Raw genomic sequence first — 16,804 nt, 5'->3', positions numbered from 1 at the left:
CGGACGAGCGCGAGATCGACGCGGCGGCACAAGAGGACGCCGCGACCGGAGTGCCGGGCGCCGAGCGGCGGGACACGCTTCATCGGCAGCGACTACCGCTTTGGACGGACGATCAGCGGCAGCCAACCGAGCGCCCGGAATCACGAGGCCGCGCTGTCGCACGGAGGCAGAAGCAGAAGTCGATGGCCTTGGGGAGCGGGGTGGATCCGACGCGTCGCAAGCGACGGCGCTCTGGGAGAAACCTGGGAGAAGATCTTCTCCCGAAGCCCCAAGAACAGGTCTGGATCTTGCCCGGACCTTATTCGGGACGAAGAGGTCGTGGGTTCAAGTCCCGCCACCCCGACAGCTGAAACACCAGGTCAGGGGGTCGTCTTGGGAGCCGACCTCGATCGCCGGCTCCCCGAGCGGCGCTGGACGAGGGGGTGGGCCGCGCCCTCACTGTCGTAGCCGTTGACGGGCCACTGAGCTCGGTGCCAGTGCCGGGCGATGTTCGTATGTCAGCTGGGCAGCCGCCGCCCCGGTCGATACTCAGCCCATGTCTTGGGTGTTTCGGACACCTTCACGGCTGTGAGTTCAGGCAGTCGTTCCACCCAGAGGTCGAAGATCCACACGGCGAGATTCTCCGCCGACGGGGAGATACCCCCCCCCATCGCCTCATTCAAGTGACGGTGATCGAGGGTGTCATCCATCCACTTCTTGAACACATCAAGGTCCCGTTTAATCCCGGACGAAGCCCTCTTCGGTCAGCCCATCGCGGCGGGCAGAGAGTTCCAGGACGACGACGTAATTGTGACCATGCATGCGGGCGCAGGGATGCCAACTCGGGAGCCGATCCAGGACATGGCTCGCCGAGAAGTGGAATTCCTTGGTGATCGTCAGCATGGCTGTCCCAGTCTCCCATCCCGCTGGTCAGCCTTCTGAAGACGCTGCCCCGGCTTCACCGGGCGACCCCCTCCCCCGCGCGGATGGCACGGTTGAGAGACACGTTAGCGAGGAAGCGCCGGACCATGGCGCTGCTCCCGACCAGGTCCGCCTTGCGTGCGACTTCTGCTCGTGCCCGCTCGAGCAGAGCGGGTGCCTCGTCCTGAGCACCGTGCGCGGACAGGACGACGGCGGAGTAGTACAGCACCTCCTCGGTCCGCAGGGCCGGCATGTCCCCGACCTCGTCGAGGATACGAAGGGCCTCGCGGGCGGCGCTCTCGGCAGGCCCAGGTGCGCCCTGGAGCAGGAGGATGCGGCTGCGGAGAGACTGGGCTGCGATCTCGCTGCGGACCATGCCACTGCGCTGAGTCTCGGCAACTGTGGCGGCGGCCAGTCGGTATGCCTGGTCGAGGACATCGCCGGCTGCGTCCCCGGTGCGGAGAAGGATCTCGGCGTAGAGGTTGCGGACGATGGGCACGAGATTGACCAGCCATGTCCGCTCGGTCTCGGCCCACGCGGCGGTCACCAGGTCGAGGCTCTCGCTACGGCTGTCGGCCCGGCCCGCCAGTATGTGGGCAAGGAGCGCCGTGTTGTACGCGTGCCATCCGCTGTCTCCGCCCCGGTCCGCCTCGAAGGCGAGAGCCTCCCGCAGTACTGCCTCCGCCTCCTGGTCTGCCCCGAGACCCGCGTACACCTGCGCGAGGTAATTCAGCGCTATGGGCAACTCGGCCCTGAGGGGTTCGCTGCGCAGACGCTCGACGCAGCGGTGGAGGCGGGTGAGCGCCTCGCCGAGGTGGCCGCTGTCGAAGAGGGTGATGCCGAGCTGCATCTCCCCCAGGTTGCGTGCGTGCTGCAGGACGGGGTCGTCGCTGCCGCCGAGGCGGGCGTCGGACGCGTACATGCGCTCGGCTTCGCGAAGCTGTGCCAGTCCGTCTGCGAGTTTGCGCTTCGAGACCTGTCGTCCGTACTCGACCCGCGCGACGAAGAGCGCCACCGCGTCGTCGTGGTTCTCGGCCAGTTCCACCGCCTCGCGGAGCTTGTCGAGCGAAGGTACGAGACCCCGTGTGGCCAGGAGGGTCTTGCCGCGCAGCAGCCTGGTGCGAATCTTCAGCTCCGGTGCTCGGCAGCGTTCTGCCGCCGCTTCGGCCTCGGCTGCCAGGGCGTCGATGTCCGGACCTCCGGCCGGCCGGCTCTGTCCCCGCCAGCGCACTTCGGTCAGCGACAGCAGCAGCTCAACGGCCTGAACGAGCCGACGATCCCGGCCCTCCTCCCGCTCCGGCAGGTCCCGGGCCGCGCTGATGGCCACGTCACAGTGCTGCTCCGCCTCGGCGAACGACAGCCCCTCCATCGCGGCGTCCCGGGCGAGTGCATAGTGGACATCGGCCGAGGCCGCGAGACATGCGGGGCCGCCGAGGCGCAGGTGGTGGGCGATCTCCAGCCGGCGTTCGAGCGGCATCTCCTGTGCACCGGCGACGGTGAGGGCGGACGCGATGCGGGCATGGCGCGAACGGGTCTGCTCCGCACTCTGCTGGGCGTAGACCACACCCCACAGCGCACGGTGTTCAAAGCGATAGCAGTCCGAAGCCTCCATCCGGGCCCAGCCGGGAGGCTCCTCGGCAACGATCAGCCGATGGTCCTGGGCGATGCGCCGCAGCCGCTCCATGACCTCGTCATGCGGTGCGCCCTTGACGGCGGCGACCGTGCGCGACAAGAACGTCGATCCTTGCGTGGCGCCGATGGCGAGCAGTTCACGGTCCTGCTCGGCGAGCATCCTCAGGCGGCCCTCCACGACGCGCGAGAGGCTGGCAGGCAGGGCGATCCGCGTACCCTGCTCCGGGGTCCATTCGTCCAGGCAAAGAGTGACGAAGATGGGGTGCCCCAGCGTCACTTGACTCAGCTCCTCGGACAGGGCCGACGGCGCATCGGGATGCCTGCGCTCGACCAACTCTGCCACCGCGTCCCCCGGCAATCCGTTCAAGGTCCGGCGCTGGATCAGCCCTTCCGTGTCCCAGCGGTGAAGCAGTTCCTCCACCATCGCGCCCGGGCCGTCCAGGTAAGCCCCATCCGTCGTGTGGCTCAGTACGACCGCGATCGGCTCGCCCGAGATTCTGCGCAGGAGCTGATCCAGTACGAGCAGGCTGCTGGGATCGCTGTGCTGGACATCATCGATCAGCAGAACGGCAGGCGGCCCCTGTCGGACCAACTCGAGCAGCGCCTCCACGATCCGTACCGCAGCGCCCTGCTGGAAGGGCAAGAGGCTGTCGAAGGGCATCGACCCGGACGCGAGCGACGCTTCGGTGACCTCCCTGCCCAGGGTGAACACCGCTCCAAGGCCCGGAACGATGGCGGACAGCACCTCTGGTGCGGAGCGGACGACGCCCTGGCCGGTGAAGCTCAGCATCCGACGGAAAACTCCCGGCTGCTTGATGTCCTCTCCCAGCTTCAGGAGGAGGTCGACGACCGGGCCGTACATGAGACCGGACCCGATGCCCGGATGGCACCGCGTCGTGACGGCACGGCAGGTATGCGGAGGCGACGCAGCAGCGGCATGTCCTGTGAACGCCTGCAGCAGCGCGGACTTCCCCATCCCCGAGACGCTGTCCACCACCAGAGCCCGGCCGCCTCGCCCGTCTGCGAGGTCCGCCACCAGCGAGCGCAGTTCGGCCATATCCTCGACGCGATCGACGAACTCCGTCGACACCACACGTTCCCCGCTTCTCGAGTAGTCGCGGAACTTTCGTTCCAGTGTGGGCACTTGCCGCCCTACCGTAGATCAAACGGTCAGCAGAAATCCCGCCGCCCGACAGCGCCCGGCTCTTCGCGGATCCTGGACGGCCCGCCGGTAACCCGGGTCGTTGACCGCCGCGTCCGCGCCGGTGAAGACCGCACGACCACGGCCATGGCGAGGTCCGCGAGGTGCGGCGGCAGCGAATTCCCCCATTCATCATCCGCAGGACCGCGGCCGGCCACCCCTACGCTTCTACAGTCCTGTAGAGACAGGGCTCTGACAGGCACTCAGCACGAAGGAGTGGACGCCACGATGGTGTTCAAACGGCTGCTCGGCTCGCTCGGCGTGGGTGGCCCCACAGTGGAGACGTCCTGGAGCTGGCCGCCCGGGTCGAGGCCGAGCACGAAGACGGCGAGGCCGAGGGCTTCGTCACTTTCGAGCGGTTCACCGTCGGCGGCGGGCGCGAAGGACAAGGGCGACCTGGACCCGCTGAGCGTCGCGCCGCTGCCCGTGCAGGAAGCGGTCCTTGAGGCGCTCGGGCAGCTCGGCTTCCGCACCGCGGACCTGGAGTACGGGCGCATCGGCGGGACGGGACAGCGACTGCCGTTCTACCAGGAGATCGAGCTCAGCCCGCCCCCGCAATACGCGCATGCGGTCAATGAGATCGAGGCGACCTTCCTCGCCTCGCCCGACGGCCTGGAGGTGGCCCTCGAGGCCGACAAGCGCGGCGGATCCTCTCCGAGGGCCACGACGCGGTGACCCGTTTCCCGGTCGGCCACCAGGACGTTGGACAACCAGCAGCCCCAGACACAACGTGCTGCACAGCGCGAGCACACCGGCGAGCGCGGTCAGCAGCCTGGTGGCGACGTGCGGGTGAAGGTGCTGCTCGGCGAGGCGGGCGACCGGCACCGCCGTCAAGGGCAGCACCAGCGGCAGAAAGACGCCCCCCCCCACCGCCTCAGACCACCGGCCCGTCCTCGGCGTCCCCCAACAGACCGCGCAGCAGCTGCTCGTCGTCCGCCGACAGCGCGGTGACGAACCGGGCAAGGACCGCCTCCCGGTCGGCCTCCGCGTCAAGGACCCTGCGCATACGCAGTGCGGCAAGCCCGGCCTCGTCCGCGGCCGCCCGCCACTCGAAGGAGCGTCCGGCCCGCTCCCGGGTGACAACTCCCTTGTCGTACAGCCGCGTCAGAATGGTGATCACCGTGGTGTACGCAAGGCCGTCACCGAGCCGCTTCTGCACCCACCCGGCATTCACCGGCCCCGGCGCCTGCCGCAGCACCGCCAGCACCTGCACCTCCAGCTCGCCCTGCCCCCGCCGGCGGGGACGCGGCTGGGAGCCGCCTCGCTCGCGATACGTCATGGCTCGTCCCCTTCCAGCCGTACCCCCCGCAGTGCCTACGAGGAGCGCCTCATCGTACTGACCTGTCGCGGTACGTCCGGTGCCTGCGGAGCATCGCCCAACGAGAGGCGGGTGCCCGGCCGCGCTACGCAGCGCCGGTACGGATCTGCCCGACTCCAGTCCCCGTGTAGGCGAGTGATGGCACGATGGCCGCCATGACCTCCGGGCCCTGTTTCCGTCTCGCGCGTTCCGCGATCTTCGCGGCCGTGTGTGTGGCGATGACGGCTCTGGGGCACGCGCTCATGTCCGGCGACTCGCTGCCCGGTTGGGTGATGGGGTCCGCGTTCGCCGTGGTGACGTCGGGCGCGTGGTGGCTGACCGGGCGGGAGCGCGGGGCCCTCGTGGTGACGGGTTCGACCGTGGTCGCGCAGCTCGTGCTGCATGCGGCGTTCACCACCTCCCAGGCCGTCTTGGGGCACGCGCCGGGCACGGACACCATGGCCGGTACCGGCATGGCGCACATGCACCACCACAGCGTGACCGCGACGGCCGCGGCCGGGCACGGCACCTCGGTCGGCATGGTGCTGGCCCACGCCCTGGCCGGCCTGTTCTGCGGGCTGTGGCTGTGGCGCGGTGAGGCGGCGGTGTTCCGGCTGGGCCGGGCGCTGGGCGCCTTCGTGTTCGCGCCACTGTGGCTGGCCGTGCGGATGTTCGCCGCCACGGGCGCGCCCACGCCGCCTGGGCGCCGGTCGACCGCGCTCCGTCCGGAGCGGCAGCCGCGCCGTCTGCTGTTGCGTCATGTCGTCTCGCGCAGGGGTCCACCGGGGCGTCCGGTCTTCTGCTGACCGCCCCTCCCGGCGACTTCGACCGGTGACGGGCGATGGACCGGCGTGGTCGCGCGCCGGCCTTCTGCCCCTGTGGTTCTCCGCCGCGCGCTTCTCCGACTTGTAGCCGTGACGACTCGTACCAACGACTCGTACCGCTGACGACGCGTGCCCCGGAGGGCTGCCCACCAGCGGGATCGCAGCCGACAGGCAGCAGGTCCCGTACGCATCCGAAGGACACTTTGCGATGACCCCTGCCCTGAAACGGGCTCCGCGCGAGGCATCCACCGCGCGGAACGACGTACGCAGCGACATACGCGACGACGCGCAGGTCACCGAGTGGGCGCTGGCCGCCCGCAGCGGTGACCGGGAGGCGATCGAGAGCTTCATACGCGCCACCCGTCGCGACGTATGGCGCTACGTCGCTCATCTCAGCGCCGATCTGCACGCCGCCGACGACCTCACCCAGGAGACATTCCTCAGGGCCCTGACCGCCCTGCCCCGATTCGCGGGCCGTTCCTGTGCCCGCGTCTGGCTGTTGTCGATCGCCCGCCGCGTCGTCGTCGACCGCTACCGCGCGGCCGCGGCCCGTCCCCGTATCGCCGCTGCCCGCGACTGGCAGGCCGCGGCGGAGCGTACGCAGCAGAGCGGCCAGCCCGGCTTCGAGGAAGGAGTTGCCCTGCTCGACCTGCTGGACGCGCTGGACGCCCCGCGCCGTGAGGCATTCGTCCTCACCCAACTCCTCGGTCTGCCCTACGCGGAGGCAGCGGCCGAGGTCGGCTGCCCGATCGGTACCGTCCGCTCGCGCGTGGCCCGTGCCCGCGCGGACATGACGACGCTGCTGAACGCGGCGGAGAGCGCGGGGGTGGCGGCCGCGGTACGCGTGCCGTTCCCGGGAAGAACGCGCTGAACGCGTAGGTCGCGCCGGCCGCTTCCAGTACCGGGCAGCCCGGGCCCGGAGCCGGCCGGCGCGGCGATCAGGGCGCTGATTCAGGAAGTCCAGTCGCCGGGGCGGACGACGACCGCCATCGTCCTGATCCGTTCGCTGTCCCTGAAGTGGAGGACGAAGGGGATCTCCTGGCCCTCCCTCAACGGCTCGCGTACCTCGACCATCACGTCAAGACCGTACGGCGACATGGCCAGCTCCCCGCGTCCGGGAACCGTGGCCGCGTCCACCATCCGCATCCGCGCCGCCCCCTCCCGCGCGGGCGAGTCACCGGTCAGCATGGCGCTGCCCATGACCGGAGACGTCACACCCGTCAACTCGTCATCCGCGTCACCGGTGTTGCGGATACGGAAGACGGCCGCCGTGACCTCGTTGTCGTTGAACGGCAGCAGCAACCTGGCGGCGATGACGTCGAGCCGTGGCGGGCTGCCGGCGGCGCCGACGGCGGTCCAGGCGGTGAGCCCGCCCAGGGCCAGGGCGCTCGCCGCCACAGGGGCCAGCGCCGCCCGCGCGAGGGCGGTGACGGAACGCCGTATGCCCGCGGAGCGGTGAGTACTGTCCGTCATGTCTGCCTTCCCGTCAGGCTCCGGGACGCCGACGGCTGCCAGCCCCTCAGGCGCAGGCTGTTGCCGACCACCAGCAGCGAACTCACCGACATCGCGGCCGCGGCCACCATGGGGTTGAGCCACCCGGTCGCGGCCAGCGGCACGGTCACCAGGTTGTAGCCGAATGCCCAGACCAGATTGGCCCGGATCGTGCCGAGCGTCCGCCGCGCGAGCCGGACCGCGTCCGCGACGGCCTCGATGTCCTCGCGGACCAGCGTCACATCGGCGGCGCCGATGGCCGCGTCGGTGCCGCCGGCCATCGCGATACCCAGGTCCGCCCCGGCGAGCGCGGCAGCGTCGTTGACCCCGTCGCCGATCACGGCGACCCGGCGGCCCCGCGCCCTCAACTCCCGTACCAGCGAAGCCTTGTCCTGCGGTGTGCAGCGGGCATGAATCTCGCTGATGCCCAGGTCCGCGGCGACGGCGCGGGCGGTGGCCGCGTTGTCGCCGGTGGCGAGGACCGGCCGCAGGCCGAGCCGCCGTAGCCGCTCCACGGCGCGGTAGGCGCCCGGCCGCAGCGGGTCGCCCAGTGCGATGACGGCCTCGGTCACTCCGTCCACCCGGACCAGGACGGCGGTGTGGGCGGCGGCCTCGGCGGCGGCGAGCGCCGTGGACAAGGGCTCCGCCGGGCTGTCGTCGCCCGGGGCGCGCACCTCCACACGGTGGCTCTCGACACCGCCGCTGACACCGAGCCCGGGGGTGGCCGTGAAGTCCGTGACGCCGGGCAGCGGCCGCTCCGGGAGCGCCTTGCCCGCGTACGCGGCGATGGCCCGGCCCAGTGGGTGCTCCGAGCCCTGTTCGACCGCTCCGGCCAGCCGCAGCGCGGCCTCCCGGCCGATACCACCCGGCACCGCGGTGACCTGGGTGACATGCATACGGCCGGTGGTGAGCGTGCCGGTCTTGTCGAGGACGACGGTGTCGATGCGGCGCAGGGCTTCCAGCGCCCGCGGCCCGGTGACGAGAATGCCGAGCTGCGCCCCGCGTCCGGTGGCGGCGAGCAGGGCGGTCGGTGTGGCGAGACCGAGCGCGCACGGGCAGGCGACCACCAGGATCGCGACGGCGACGGTGACGGCCGCCTGTGCGTCGGCGCCCGCGCCGAGCCAGAATCCGAGCACGGTCACCGCCAGGGCGAGCACCACCGGTACGAAGACGCCGGCGACCTGGTCCGCGACCCGCTGGGCGCGGGCCTTCCCCGCCTGCGCCTCGGTGACCAGGTGGGTGATACGGGCCAGTTGGGTGTCGGCGCCGACAGCCGTCGCCCGTACGAGCAGCAGTCCCCCCGAGTTGACGGCGGCACCGACCACGGCGGACCCCGGGCCGACCTCGACCGGCTCGCTCTCGCCGGTGACCAGCGACAGGTCGAGCGCTGAACTGCCCTCCACCACGACGCCGTCGGTGGCTACCTTCTCGCCTGGCCGGACCGTGAAGACCTGGCCCACCCGCAACCGCGCGACCGGGATCCGGCGTTCGCCGTCGCCCTCCCGTACCGCCACGTCCTTGGCGGCGAGTTCGGCCAGCGAGCGCAGCGCCGATCCGGTGCCGTGCTTGGCGCGTGCCTCCACAAGGCGGCCGACGAGTACGAACAGCGGTACGGCGACGGCCGCTTCGAGGTAGAGGTGCGCCGCTCCGGTGTCGGCGGACGGCAGGAGGCTGAACTGCATCCGCATGCCGGGCTCGCCCGCCCCGCCGAGGAAGAGGGCGTACGCCGACCAGGAGAAGGCGGCGGCCACGCCGAGCGAGACGAGGGTGTCCATGGTCGCGGCGGAGTGCCGCAGCCCGCGCAGCGCCCGCGAGTGGAACGGCCAGGAGCTCCACACGGCCACCGGGGCGGCCAGTGCGAAGCACAGCCACTGCCAGTTGCGGAACTGAAGGGCGGGGACCATGGACAGGGCCAGCACCGGCAGCGCGAGCAGGGCCGTGACCAGCAGCCGTCGGCGCTCCTCGCGCCCGGCCGCGTCCTCCGGCTCGCGGTCGGCCACATCCTCCGGCTCGCGGTCGTGCCCTTCGCCCGGACCGCGGTCGTGCCCGTCGCCCGGTTCCTGCTCGGGCTCCGGCGGTGCGGGGAGTTCGGCGGTGAAACCGGCGCGTTCGACGGCCGCGACGAGATCCGAGGGGTCGAGCTCCGGCGGATGGCTCACCCGCGCCCGTCCGGTGGCCAGGTTGACCGTCGCGCTCACCCCGTCGAGCCTGGCGAGCCGCTTCTCGACCCGGTTCACGCAGGCTCCGCAGGTCATGCCGCCGACGATCAGGTCGGTCGTGGCCACGGCACCGGCCGGTCCGGCGGTCATCGTCCACCGCCCGCGCGGCGCTGCGTGAACGTCATGGAGTGCATGTCGTCCCCCATGCCGTCCCTGCCGTCCTCCGTGCCGCCTTCCGTCCCGCCGTCACCGCCGGTCGGCACGGTCGGCCCGGTCCGCCCGGGATGCATCCCCGGCGCGACAGGACCGGCCGCCGACCCCACGGCGTACGCCGCCGCGAAGAGCACCACGAGCAGGACCAGAAAGCCGGCCGGGCCGGAGAAGGAAGCGGCCGGACTGGGGGGTCGCTGGTGATGGTCCGTCATCGTCGCTCCTGCACATGAGGCCGCCGGGGGCGCCATGCTGGCACGCCGGTGCGTCCCTGTACCCCCGTACCGCAGGGTTACGAGATGTGAGGTTTCTCCCGGTCCGGTACGGGAACCACCGGGCTCCGCCACCCGACTCATCGGCAGAGCACCGCGTCCTTCCGGCCCGTCTCCGGTCGCTCAATTCGCCTGCACTCCGCGGGAACTCACCCCCCTGCCCGGCCGACTCATGGGACGGAGGCTGCCGTCCGGCACGCCCGCACCCGGACGGCTTCGGAGGGACGAACGATGCCGCAGCACAAACAGGAACCCCCGGGTCGAATACCGGCCGGAGGCGGCCGCCGGCTTCTGCTGGCCGTCTCCGGTGTGCTCTCTTTCGTGGCCATGCTCGACATGAGCATCGTCAACATCGCGCTGGCGGACATCGCGCGGGACCTGGACGTGTCCGCCTCGACAGCGCAGTGGGCCGTACTCGGCTACCAGCTTCCGGTGGTGGCCCTGCTGCTGCCCGCCGGGCGCTGGCTGGACGGCGCCGGGCTGCGGTCGGCCGTACTCGTGTCGACCGCCGGATTCGCCGTGTGCGGGGTCGTGGCCGCTCTGGCGCCCTGGGCGGCCTGGCTGATCGGCGCACGGATCGCCCAAGGAGCCTTCGGCGCGGCGCTGTTCGTCCTGATGCCGGTGCTGGCCTTCCGCGCCGTGCCGCCGGAGCTGCGCGCCAGGGCGATGAGCGTGCCCGCGACCCTGGGGCCGCTCGGAGCGGTGACCGGACCCGCCGTGGGCGGCGTACTGCTGGACCAGTTCGGCTGGCGCGCGGTCTTCCTCGTCAAACTCCCGTTGTGTGTCGCGGCGTTCGTCGTCGCCTACCGGGTCATGCCACGGGACGGCCGGCTGCCCGCCCCCGACCGCCGTTCCCTCTCCGACGCGGGACTCGTCGGCACCGCGGTCGCCTTCCTGTTGCTGGCCCTGACCTTCGCACCCGGCGCCCCGGCCTGGCTGCTGCTCGGTCTCGCGGCACCCCCGCTGCTGGTGTGGTGGCTGCGCGGCCCGGGAGGCAGGCCGGTCGCCGCCGTACTGCGCGCATCCGGGACGTACGCCGTGAACGCGGCGGTGCTCGCGCTCGCGGCGGGCTTCGCCGCCATGCACTACGTCGTGGCCCTGCGTCTCCAGCGGGACAACGGATTCAGCGCCACGGCGACCGGGCTGACCGTGCTGGCCTTCCCGCTCGCCATGGGGCTCATGGGCCCGCTGGGCGGCCGGCTCGCCGACCGTTACGGAGCCAGGGTCACCGCCGTCGCGGGCGCCGCGCTCACCACGGCCGGCCTGTCGCTGCTCGTCCCCCTCGGCGCGGGTGACGGCTGGTCGACGGCCGATGTCGCCTGGCGGCTCGCCCTCGCCGGGGCGGGGATGGGCCTGTACGGAGGGCCCGCACAGGCCCTCGTCATGGGCGCGGCCCCGCCCGGCGCGACGGCGACCGCGGGCTCCGTGGTGCAGCTGGCCCGCAGCCTCGGCTTCGCACTCGGACCGGCTCTCGCCTCCGCCACCTGGGGCTTCGCGGGTCCGGCCGCGGACGGCGCCGGCGCGGGGGCCGCGCTCACGCTCGCCGCCACGGCCGCCGGTCTGGCCGTGGTCCTGCTCGCCCTTCGACGCACCCCGCCTGTGCCCGCACCGCCCGGCACCACCGCCGATACGGCCCCGGCCGCCCGCAACTGACCCCCAGGAGAGTCCGTATGTGCGGAATCACCGGCTGGGTGTCCTTCCACCAGGACGCCCGCGCCAACACCCCCGTCATCGAAGCGATGACCGCCACCCTCACCCGGCGCGGCCCCGACGCCTCCGGGATCTGGCTCGGCGCACATGCCGCCATCGGCCACCGCCGCCTCGCCGTCATCGACCTCGACGGCGGCACCCAGCCCATGACCGACCGGTCGCAGCAGACCGTCCTCAGCTACAGCGGCGAGATCTACAACCACCACGAGCTGCGCGCCGAACTCCGCGGCCGGGGCCATGAGTTCCGCACCCGGAGCGACACCGAGGTGGTGCTGCGCGCCTACGCCGAGTGGGGCCGGGACATGGCCACGCACCTGGACGGCATGTTCGCCTTCGCCGTCTGGGACGAGCACGAGCAGCGGCTGCTGCTGGTCCGCGACCGGCTCGGCGTCAAGCCGCTGTACTGGGCGGCCGTCGACGGCGGCCTCGCCTTCGGCTCCGAGCCCAAGGCACTCTTCGCCCACCCGGAGATCACCCCGCGTGTGGACGCCGACGGGCTGCGCGAGGCGTACAGCCTGCTGTTCAACACCGGGCCGACGGTGTGGTCCGGCATCCACGAGATCCCGCCCGGTGGTCTGCTGACGCTCGGCAGGGAAGGCATCACCGAGCGCCTGTACTGGGAGCTGGAGGCCCGCCCGTCGTACGACGACCAGGAGTCGTACAACGACCGGGACGCCGCCATCGAGCGGGTCCGCGCACTGGTCGACCGGGCCGCGCGCACCCAGCTGGAGGCCGACGTCCCCCGCTGCTCACTGCTGTCCGGCGGCCTCGACTCGACCGTGCTCACGGCCCTCCTCGCGGACGAACTCCGGCTGCGCGAAGGCTCGGACGCCCGCATCCGTTCGTACGCGGTCGACTACAGCGACCAGGCCGAACAGTTCACCGGCGACGTACTGCGAACCGGCCACGACACCCCTTTCGCCGCCGAGGCGGGAGCCTTCATCGGCACCGACCACAGCACCGTCGTACTCGATCCGCACACGCTGCTCGACCCCGGACACCGGCAGGCCGTGGTCGTCGCCCGCGACTCGCCCATCGGCGTCGGCGACATGGACACCTCGCTCTACCTCCTCTTCGGGGAGATACGGCGGCACTCCACCGTCGCCCTGTCCGGGGAGGCGGCCGACGAGGTCTTCGGCGGCTACCCCTGGTTCCACAACCCCAAGGCACTGGCCGCGTCCACGTTCCCCTGGCTGCTGGTCACGGGCGACGAGGCGGCCATGCCGCTGCATCCGGACCTCGCCGCGAGGCTCCGCATCGGTGAGTTCCGCGACGATACGTACCGGGACGCGCTCGCCGCCGTACCGCACGCGGACGGCGAGGACGTCGTCGAGCACCGGCAGCGGGAGATGCAGCACCTGTCCCTGACCCGCTGGCTGCGCCAGCTGCTGCACCGCAAGGACCGTCTCAGCATGGCGCAGGGGCTCGAGGTGCGAGTGCCGTACTGCGACCACCGCCTGGTCGAGTACGCCTTCAACACACCCTGGGCGCTGAAGAGTTACGACGGGCGCGAGAAGAGTCTGCTGCGTGCTGTCGGTACGGGCCTCGCGCCCGAATCCGTCCTGTGGCGGCCCAAGAACCACTACCCCGCCACACACCACCCGGACTACAACCGGGGGCTCCAGGAGATGGCCCGCGACGCCCTCGCCGCCCATGGCGGACAGGTGCGCGACCTGGCCGACGAGACCCGGATCAAGCCCTGCCTCGACACCCCGCCCGAAGAGCTGGAGTGGGGCCACCGGCTGCGCCTGGAACGCGTCGTCGACCTCGCCCTGTGGCTCGACCACTACCGGCCCGCGCTCACCCTCTGACCACCCAAGGACCTGATATGACGCCGCAGGAACCGCTCCCCGACCCCGTCCCCCTCCACGGCCAGGACTACAAACGCTGCCCGTACCCCCTGTACGAGAAGCTCCGCGACGAAGGGCCCGTCCACCGGGTGCGCTTCCCCAGCGGCGTGGCCGCCTGGCTCATCACCGGGTACCAGGCCGCCCACGAGGCGCTGAACGACTCCCGCCTGGGCAAGAACCACGCCCTGGGCAATGACACCTGGCGGGCCCGCGCCTCGATCATGCCCGAGCCGCAGCACTCCCAGCTCCAGGTCCACCTGCTGCACCAGGACCCGCCCAAGCACACGGCCATGCGCAAGCTGGTCCTGGACGCCTTCGCCCCGCGCCGCGTCGAGGAACTGCGGCCGCGCTTCCAGAAGCTCGCCGACACACTCGTCGACGCGATGCCGTCGGGCGTGGGCACGGGCGCCGGTGCCGGTCCCGATGTCGATGTCGATGTCGATGTCGATGTCGTGTCCTGCTTCGCCGCCCGCTTTCCCTTCCAGGTCCTCGCCGAGGTCATCGGACTGCCGGCCGAACTCGCCGACCGCTTCGACCGCGACTGGGGCAAGGTCGTCCAGCCGGTCGGCCCGACGGACCCCGGACGGCCGCGGTACGAGGCCCGGTTGCGCGGCCTCCAGACGTACATCGCCGAAGTCGTCACCCACAAACGGCAGCACCCGCAGGACGACCTCCTCGGCCGACTCGTCACCGCCCGCGACACCGGTGAACTCGGCCAGGAGGAGCTGGACTCCATGATCTTCCAGCTCCTCGTCGCCGGGCAGGAGCCGGTCACCAACCAGATCACCACCGCCCTGATGGCCCTGGTGCGCCACCCCGGACACCTCGAACGGCTCCGCGCCGAGCCGGAATTGCTTCCACAGGCTGTGGAGGAACTCCTCCGCTACGACGGCGCCTTCGAGCTCACCACCTGGCGGTTCTTCGCCGAGGACACCGAGCTGCACGGCACCCGCATCCCGGCCGGCGACTCGGTGATCGTCTCGCTGTGCGCCGCCAACCGCGACCCCGAACGCTTCGACGACCCGGACGCCCTCGACTTCGACCGCAGCCCCAATCCGCACCTCTCCTTCGGCCACGGCATCCACTTCTGCCCGGGTGCGGCGCTGGCACGCGCGGAACTCCAGGTCGCACTCGGGACCTTGATCTCCCGGCTGCCGGGCCTGCGCCTCGCCGTACCCGACGAGGAGATCGAGTGGATCCCCGCGGTCCTCGCGCGGGGCGTCAACCAACTGCCCGTCGCCTACGACAGGCGCGACTGACCGAAGACCACCCCGTGGGCGCCCGGCGTCAACCGCCACGGCGCCATGCCGCCACGCCGTCATGCCGCCACGCCGTCATGCCTTGCCGCCTTGCCTCAGTGGAGAACCGTATGCCGACCGCCGACGCCCGGATCACTGCCCCATCCCCTGCCCCGACGCCGTCCGTGGCCCGCACCTGCGGTGCGATCCTGGAACTCCTGCTTCCCCACCGCCGTGCCTCCGAACCGAACGCGGCCGCCCCCGCCTCCGCCTTCCCCCACCAACTGCGCCGGCTCGCCGCCTTCGTGGCCCACGACGAACCCATCGTCCTCACGCTGCCCGGCTTCCCGTGCAAGTCACCCAACCCCGCCAAGGTTCTCGGCCACCTCCCCGACGAGGGCGAACGCCTCTCCCTCACCTTTCTCGACGCCCTGTGCGCCGAGATCCAGAAGGTCCACGCACCCGGCGCACGCCTCGTCATCTGCTCCGACGGACATGTCTTCGGCGACCTCATCGGCGTACCGGATGAGCACATCGACGCCTACTCCGACGCCCTGAGCGCGATGATCCGCCGCGAGGAGCTGGACCGGCTGGGCACCTTCGACCTCCGCGACGTACTCGGCGATCTGCCGTACGACGTGAAGCGGGCGCGGGTCCATGAGGAGTACGCGCCCACCCTCGACGCCCTGCGCGCCGAGGTCCACGCCGACGAGCACACCCTGCGGCTCTACCGGGGCATCACGCGCTTCCTCGTCGACGACGCGACCGGCTTCCCCGGCACCAGATCGGCGCTCCAGCGCGAGTGCCGGCGCCGGGCGTACGGAGTGATCCAGCGAAGCCGCGCCTGGGGCGAACTCATCGCGGCCCACCACCCGCGCTCGGTACGGCTGTCCATCCACCCACAGCCGGCGGGCGCCGCCAAGTTCGGCATACGGCTGCTGGACAGCCGGGATGTATGGACGACGCCATGGCACGCGTCGGCGCTGCGCCAGGGGGACGGCTCCTGGGAACTGATGCCGAGGTCGAGGGCGGAGGGCCTGGGACGGCTGGTGCGGAGGGACGGCGCCCCAAGCCACTTCGAGTCGGACCCGACCTCGAATTGAGCCCCGCCGGCGATTGAGGCGCGGGTCCGGGGCAGCGCCCCGGTTACGGGAATGGGCGGGCAGGGGAACCGGCCCGCGCAACGGCACCCGCACCCGGCGACCCCACCCCACCCCGGGCGTCGAACACGCCACCCCGGTGGTCGAACGCGATCAGCGGATCCCCCGTCAGCGGATGCTCCACCACCGCCGCCCGCACCCCGAACACCTCCGCCAGCAGCCCAGGCGTCAGCACCTCGCGCGGCGCGCCCGATGCCACCACCGCGCCCTCGTACAGCACATGCAGCCGGTCGCACACCGACGCCGCCGCGTTGAGGTCGTGCAGCGAGATCAGAGTCGTACGGCGCTGGGCCCGCAGCAGGGCCAGCAGCTCCACCTGGTGCTGCACGTCCAGGTGGTTCGTCGGCTCGTCCAGGACGAGGACGTCCGGGTCCTGCGCCAGCGCGCGAGCCAGCAGCACCCGCTGGCGCTCGCCACCCGACAGCGCCGAGAACCCGCGCCCCGCCTGCCCGGCCATCCCCACCCGTTCCAGCGCCTGCGTCACCATCTCCCGGTCGCCCCGGTCCTCCCCGGCGAACGCCCGCTTGTAAGGCGTACGCCCCATGGCGACGACCTCCCGCACGGTCAGCTCGAAGTCCCCGCCGCGCTCCTGCGGCAGCGCGGCCACCCGCCGCGCCGCCTGTACGGGCGTCAGCTCCCGGATGTCGGACCCGGCGAGCAGCACCCGGCCGGCCGCCGGTCGCAAATGCCGGTACACGGTCCGCAGGACGGTCGACTTGCCGCTGCCGTTCGGCCCGACCAGGCCCGCGATCTCACCGTCGTCAGCGATCAGGTGGACCCCGGCGACCACTGTGCGGCCCGCGTACGCGACATGAAGGTCCTCGATGTCGATCCTCAACGCTCGCTCCTCAACGGTCTCT

At 71.7% G+C, this 16,804-nt stretch carries 12 protein-coding genes and 3 pseudogenes; 7 read left to right on the top strand and 8 right to left on the bottom strand.

All coding sequences use genetic code 11. The features are described 5' to 3' along the window. Positions 1-497: 497 nt before the first annotated feature. Both SLUN_RS21830 and SLUN_RS21825 read right to left on the bottom strand, forming a co-directional pair. A pseudogene (locus tag SLUN_RS21830) lies at positions 498-882 on the bottom strand (6-pyruvoyl trahydropterin synthase family protein). A 55-nt stretch (positions 883-937) separates the two neighbouring features. Beyond that, positions 938-3,622, bottom strand: a complete 2,685-nt coding sequence (locus SLUN_RS21825) for an AAA family ATPase (protein ID WP_108150824.1) — start codon at positions 3,620-3,622, stop codon at positions 938-940. 339 nt (positions 3,623-3,961) lie between these two features. On the opposite strand from SLUN_RS21825, the pseudogene SLUN_RS21820 reads away from it, so the two are divergent. Continuing rightward, positions 3,962-4,437: pseudogene (locus SLUN_RS21820) on the top strand (sporulation protein); the annotation flags it as partial. Here the strand turns inward: SLUN_RS21820 and SLUN_RS41415 are convergent. After that, positions 4,403-4,603 (bottom strand): annotated as a pseudogene (locus SLUN_RS41415) (M56 family peptidase); the annotation flags it as partial. The pseudogenes SLUN_RS21820 and SLUN_RS41415 sit on opposite strands and share 35 nt — an antisense overlap. Before the next feature lie 4 nt (positions 4,604-4,607). Next, entirely contained in the window at positions 4,608-5,012 is a 405-nt protein-coding gene (locus SLUN_RS21815; protein ID WP_108150822.1) for a BlaI/MecI/CopY family transcriptional regulator, read from the bottom strand. A gap of 194 nt (positions 5,013-5,206) precedes the next feature. Between SLUN_RS21815 and SLUN_RS21810 the strand changes: the two genes are divergently transcribed. Both SLUN_RS21810 and SLUN_RS21805 read left to right on the top strand, forming a co-directional pair. Then, the gene (locus SLUN_RS21810) at positions 5,207-5,836 is read left to right on the top strand and encodes a hypothetical protein (protein WP_257153776.1); all 630 of its coding nucleotides are present in this window, start codon (positions 5,207-5,209) and stop codon (positions 5,834-5,836) included. 226 nt (positions 5,837-6,062) lie between these two features. Further along, entirely contained in the window at positions 6,063-6,725 is a 663-nt protein-coding gene (locus SLUN_RS21805; protein ID WP_108150818.1) for a sigma-70 family RNA polymerase sigma factor, read from the top strand. 80 nt (positions 6,726-6,805) lie between these two features. Here SLUN_RS21805 and SLUN_RS21800 read toward each other — a convergent pair whose 3' ends face one another. Genes SLUN_RS21800 through SLUN_RS21790 form a run of 3 tightly spaced genes read right to left on the bottom strand, consistent with a single transcriptional unit; the run spans position 6,806 to position 9,929 of the window. Continuing rightward, complete coding sequence (locus tag SLUN_RS21800; RefSeq protein WP_108150816.1) at positions 6,806-7,327, bottom strand: copper chaperone PCu(A)C; 522 nt, start codon at positions 7,325-7,327, stop codon at positions 6,806-6,808. Next, positions 7,324-9,654, bottom strand: coding sequence for a heavy metal translocating P-type ATPase (locus SLUN_RS21795; RefSeq protein ID WP_108150813.1), 2,331 nt, complete (start codon positions 9,652-9,654; stop codon positions 7,324-7,326). Before SLUN_RS21795 ends, SLUN_RS21800 begins: the two co-directional genes overlap by 4 nt. Next, positions 9,651-9,929: a hypothetical protein gene (locus SLUN_RS21790; RefSeq protein WP_108150811.1), complete on the bottom strand. Its 279-nt coding sequence runs from the start codon at positions 9,927-9,929 to the stop codon at positions 9,651-9,653. Before SLUN_RS21790 ends, SLUN_RS21795 begins: the two co-directional genes overlap by 4 nt. A 288-nt stretch (positions 9,930-10,217) precedes the next feature. Between SLUN_RS21790 and SLUN_RS21785 the strand changes: the two genes are divergently transcribed. The 4 genes from SLUN_RS21785 to SLUN_RS21770 all read left to right on the top strand — a co-directional run bounded on the left by SLUN_RS21785 (position 10,218) and on the right by SLUN_RS21770 (position 15,887). Then, entirely contained in the window at positions 10,218-11,639 is a 1,422-nt protein-coding gene (locus SLUN_RS21785) for an MFS transporter (protein WP_108150809.1), read from the top strand. Between the two features lie 17 nt (positions 11,640-11,656). Further along, on the top strand, positions 11,657-13,507 hold the full coding sequence (asnB, locus tag SLUN_RS21780; RefSeq protein WP_108150806.1) for an asparagine synthase (glutamine-hydrolyzing): 1,851 nt from the start codon (positions 11,657-11,659) through the stop codon (positions 13,505-13,507). A 17-nt stretch (positions 13,508-13,524) separates the two neighbouring features. Next, a complete protein-coding gene (locus SLUN_RS21775) occupies positions 13,525-14,805 on the top strand; it encodes a cytochrome P450 family protein (RefSeq protein ID WP_108150804.1) in 1,281 nt (426 codons plus the stop codon). Between the two features lie 110 nt (positions 14,806-14,915). Beyond that, positions 14,916-15,887, top strand: coding sequence for an L-tyrosine/L-tryptophan isonitrile synthase family protein (locus SLUN_RS21770; RefSeq protein WP_108150802.1), 972 nt, complete (start codon positions 14,916-14,918; stop codon positions 15,885-15,887). A 43-nt stretch (positions 15,888-15,930) separates the two neighbouring features. On the opposite strand, the gene SLUN_RS21765 is transcribed toward SLUN_RS21770, so the two are convergent. After that, a complete protein-coding gene (locus SLUN_RS21765; protein ID WP_108150800.1) occupies positions 15,931-16,782 on the bottom strand; it encodes an ABC transporter ATP-binding protein in 852 nt (283 codons plus the stop codon). Between the last annotated feature and the right edge of the window lie 22 nt (positions 16,783-16,804).

The organism is Streptomyces lunaelactis, from assembly GCF_003054555.1.
Taxonomy (GTDB): Bacteria; Actinomycetota; Actinomycetes; order Streptomycetales; family Streptomycetaceae; genus Streptomyces; species Streptomyces lunaelactis.
The sequence above is the reverse complement of the archived record's forward strand: the minus strand, read 5'-3'. Positions and strand labels throughout refer to the sequence as shown.

Excerpts from the sequence above, each read along its gene's own strand:
- asnB (WP_108150806.1), top strand. The coding sequence starts at position 11,657 with ATGTGCGGAATCACCGGCTGGGTGTCCTTCCACCAGGACGCCCGCGCC.
- SLUN_RS21795 (WP_108150813.1), bottom strand. The coding sequence starts at position 9,654 with ATGACCGCCGGACCGGCCGGTGCCGTGGCCACGACCGACCTGATCGTC.
- SLUN_RS21775 (WP_108150804.1), top strand. The coding sequence starts at position 13,525 with ATGACGCCGCAGGAACCGCTCCCCGACCCCGTCCCCCTCCACGGCCAG.
- SLUN_RS21810 (WP_257153776.1), top strand. The coding sequence starts at position 5,207 with ATGACCTCCGGGCCCTGTTTCCGTCTCGCGCGTTCCGCGATCTTCGCG.
- SLUN_RS21800 (WP_108150816.1), bottom strand. The coding sequence starts at position 7,327 with ATGACGGACAGTACTCACCGCTCCGCGGGCATACGGCGTTCCGTCACC.
- SLUN_RS21815 (WP_108150822.1), bottom strand. The coding sequence starts at position 5,012 with ATGACGTATCGCGAGCGAGGCGGCTCCCAGCCGCGTCCCCGCCGGCGG.
- SLUN_RS21805 (WP_108150818.1), top strand. The coding sequence starts at position 6,063 with ATGACCCCTGCCCTGAAACGGGCTCCGCGCGAGGCATCCACCGCGCGG.
- SLUN_RS21790 (WP_108150811.1), bottom strand. The coding sequence starts at position 9,929 with ATGACGGACCATCACCAGCGACCCCCCAGTCCGGCCGCTTCCTTCTCC.
- SLUN_RS21785 (WP_108150809.1), top strand. The coding sequence starts at position 10,218 with ATGCCGCAGCACAAACAGGAACCCCCGGGTCGAATACCGGCCGGAGGC.
- SLUN_RS21770 (WP_108150802.1), top strand. The coding sequence starts at position 14,916 with ATGCCGACCGCCGACGCCCGGATCACTGCCCCATCCCCTGCCCCGACG.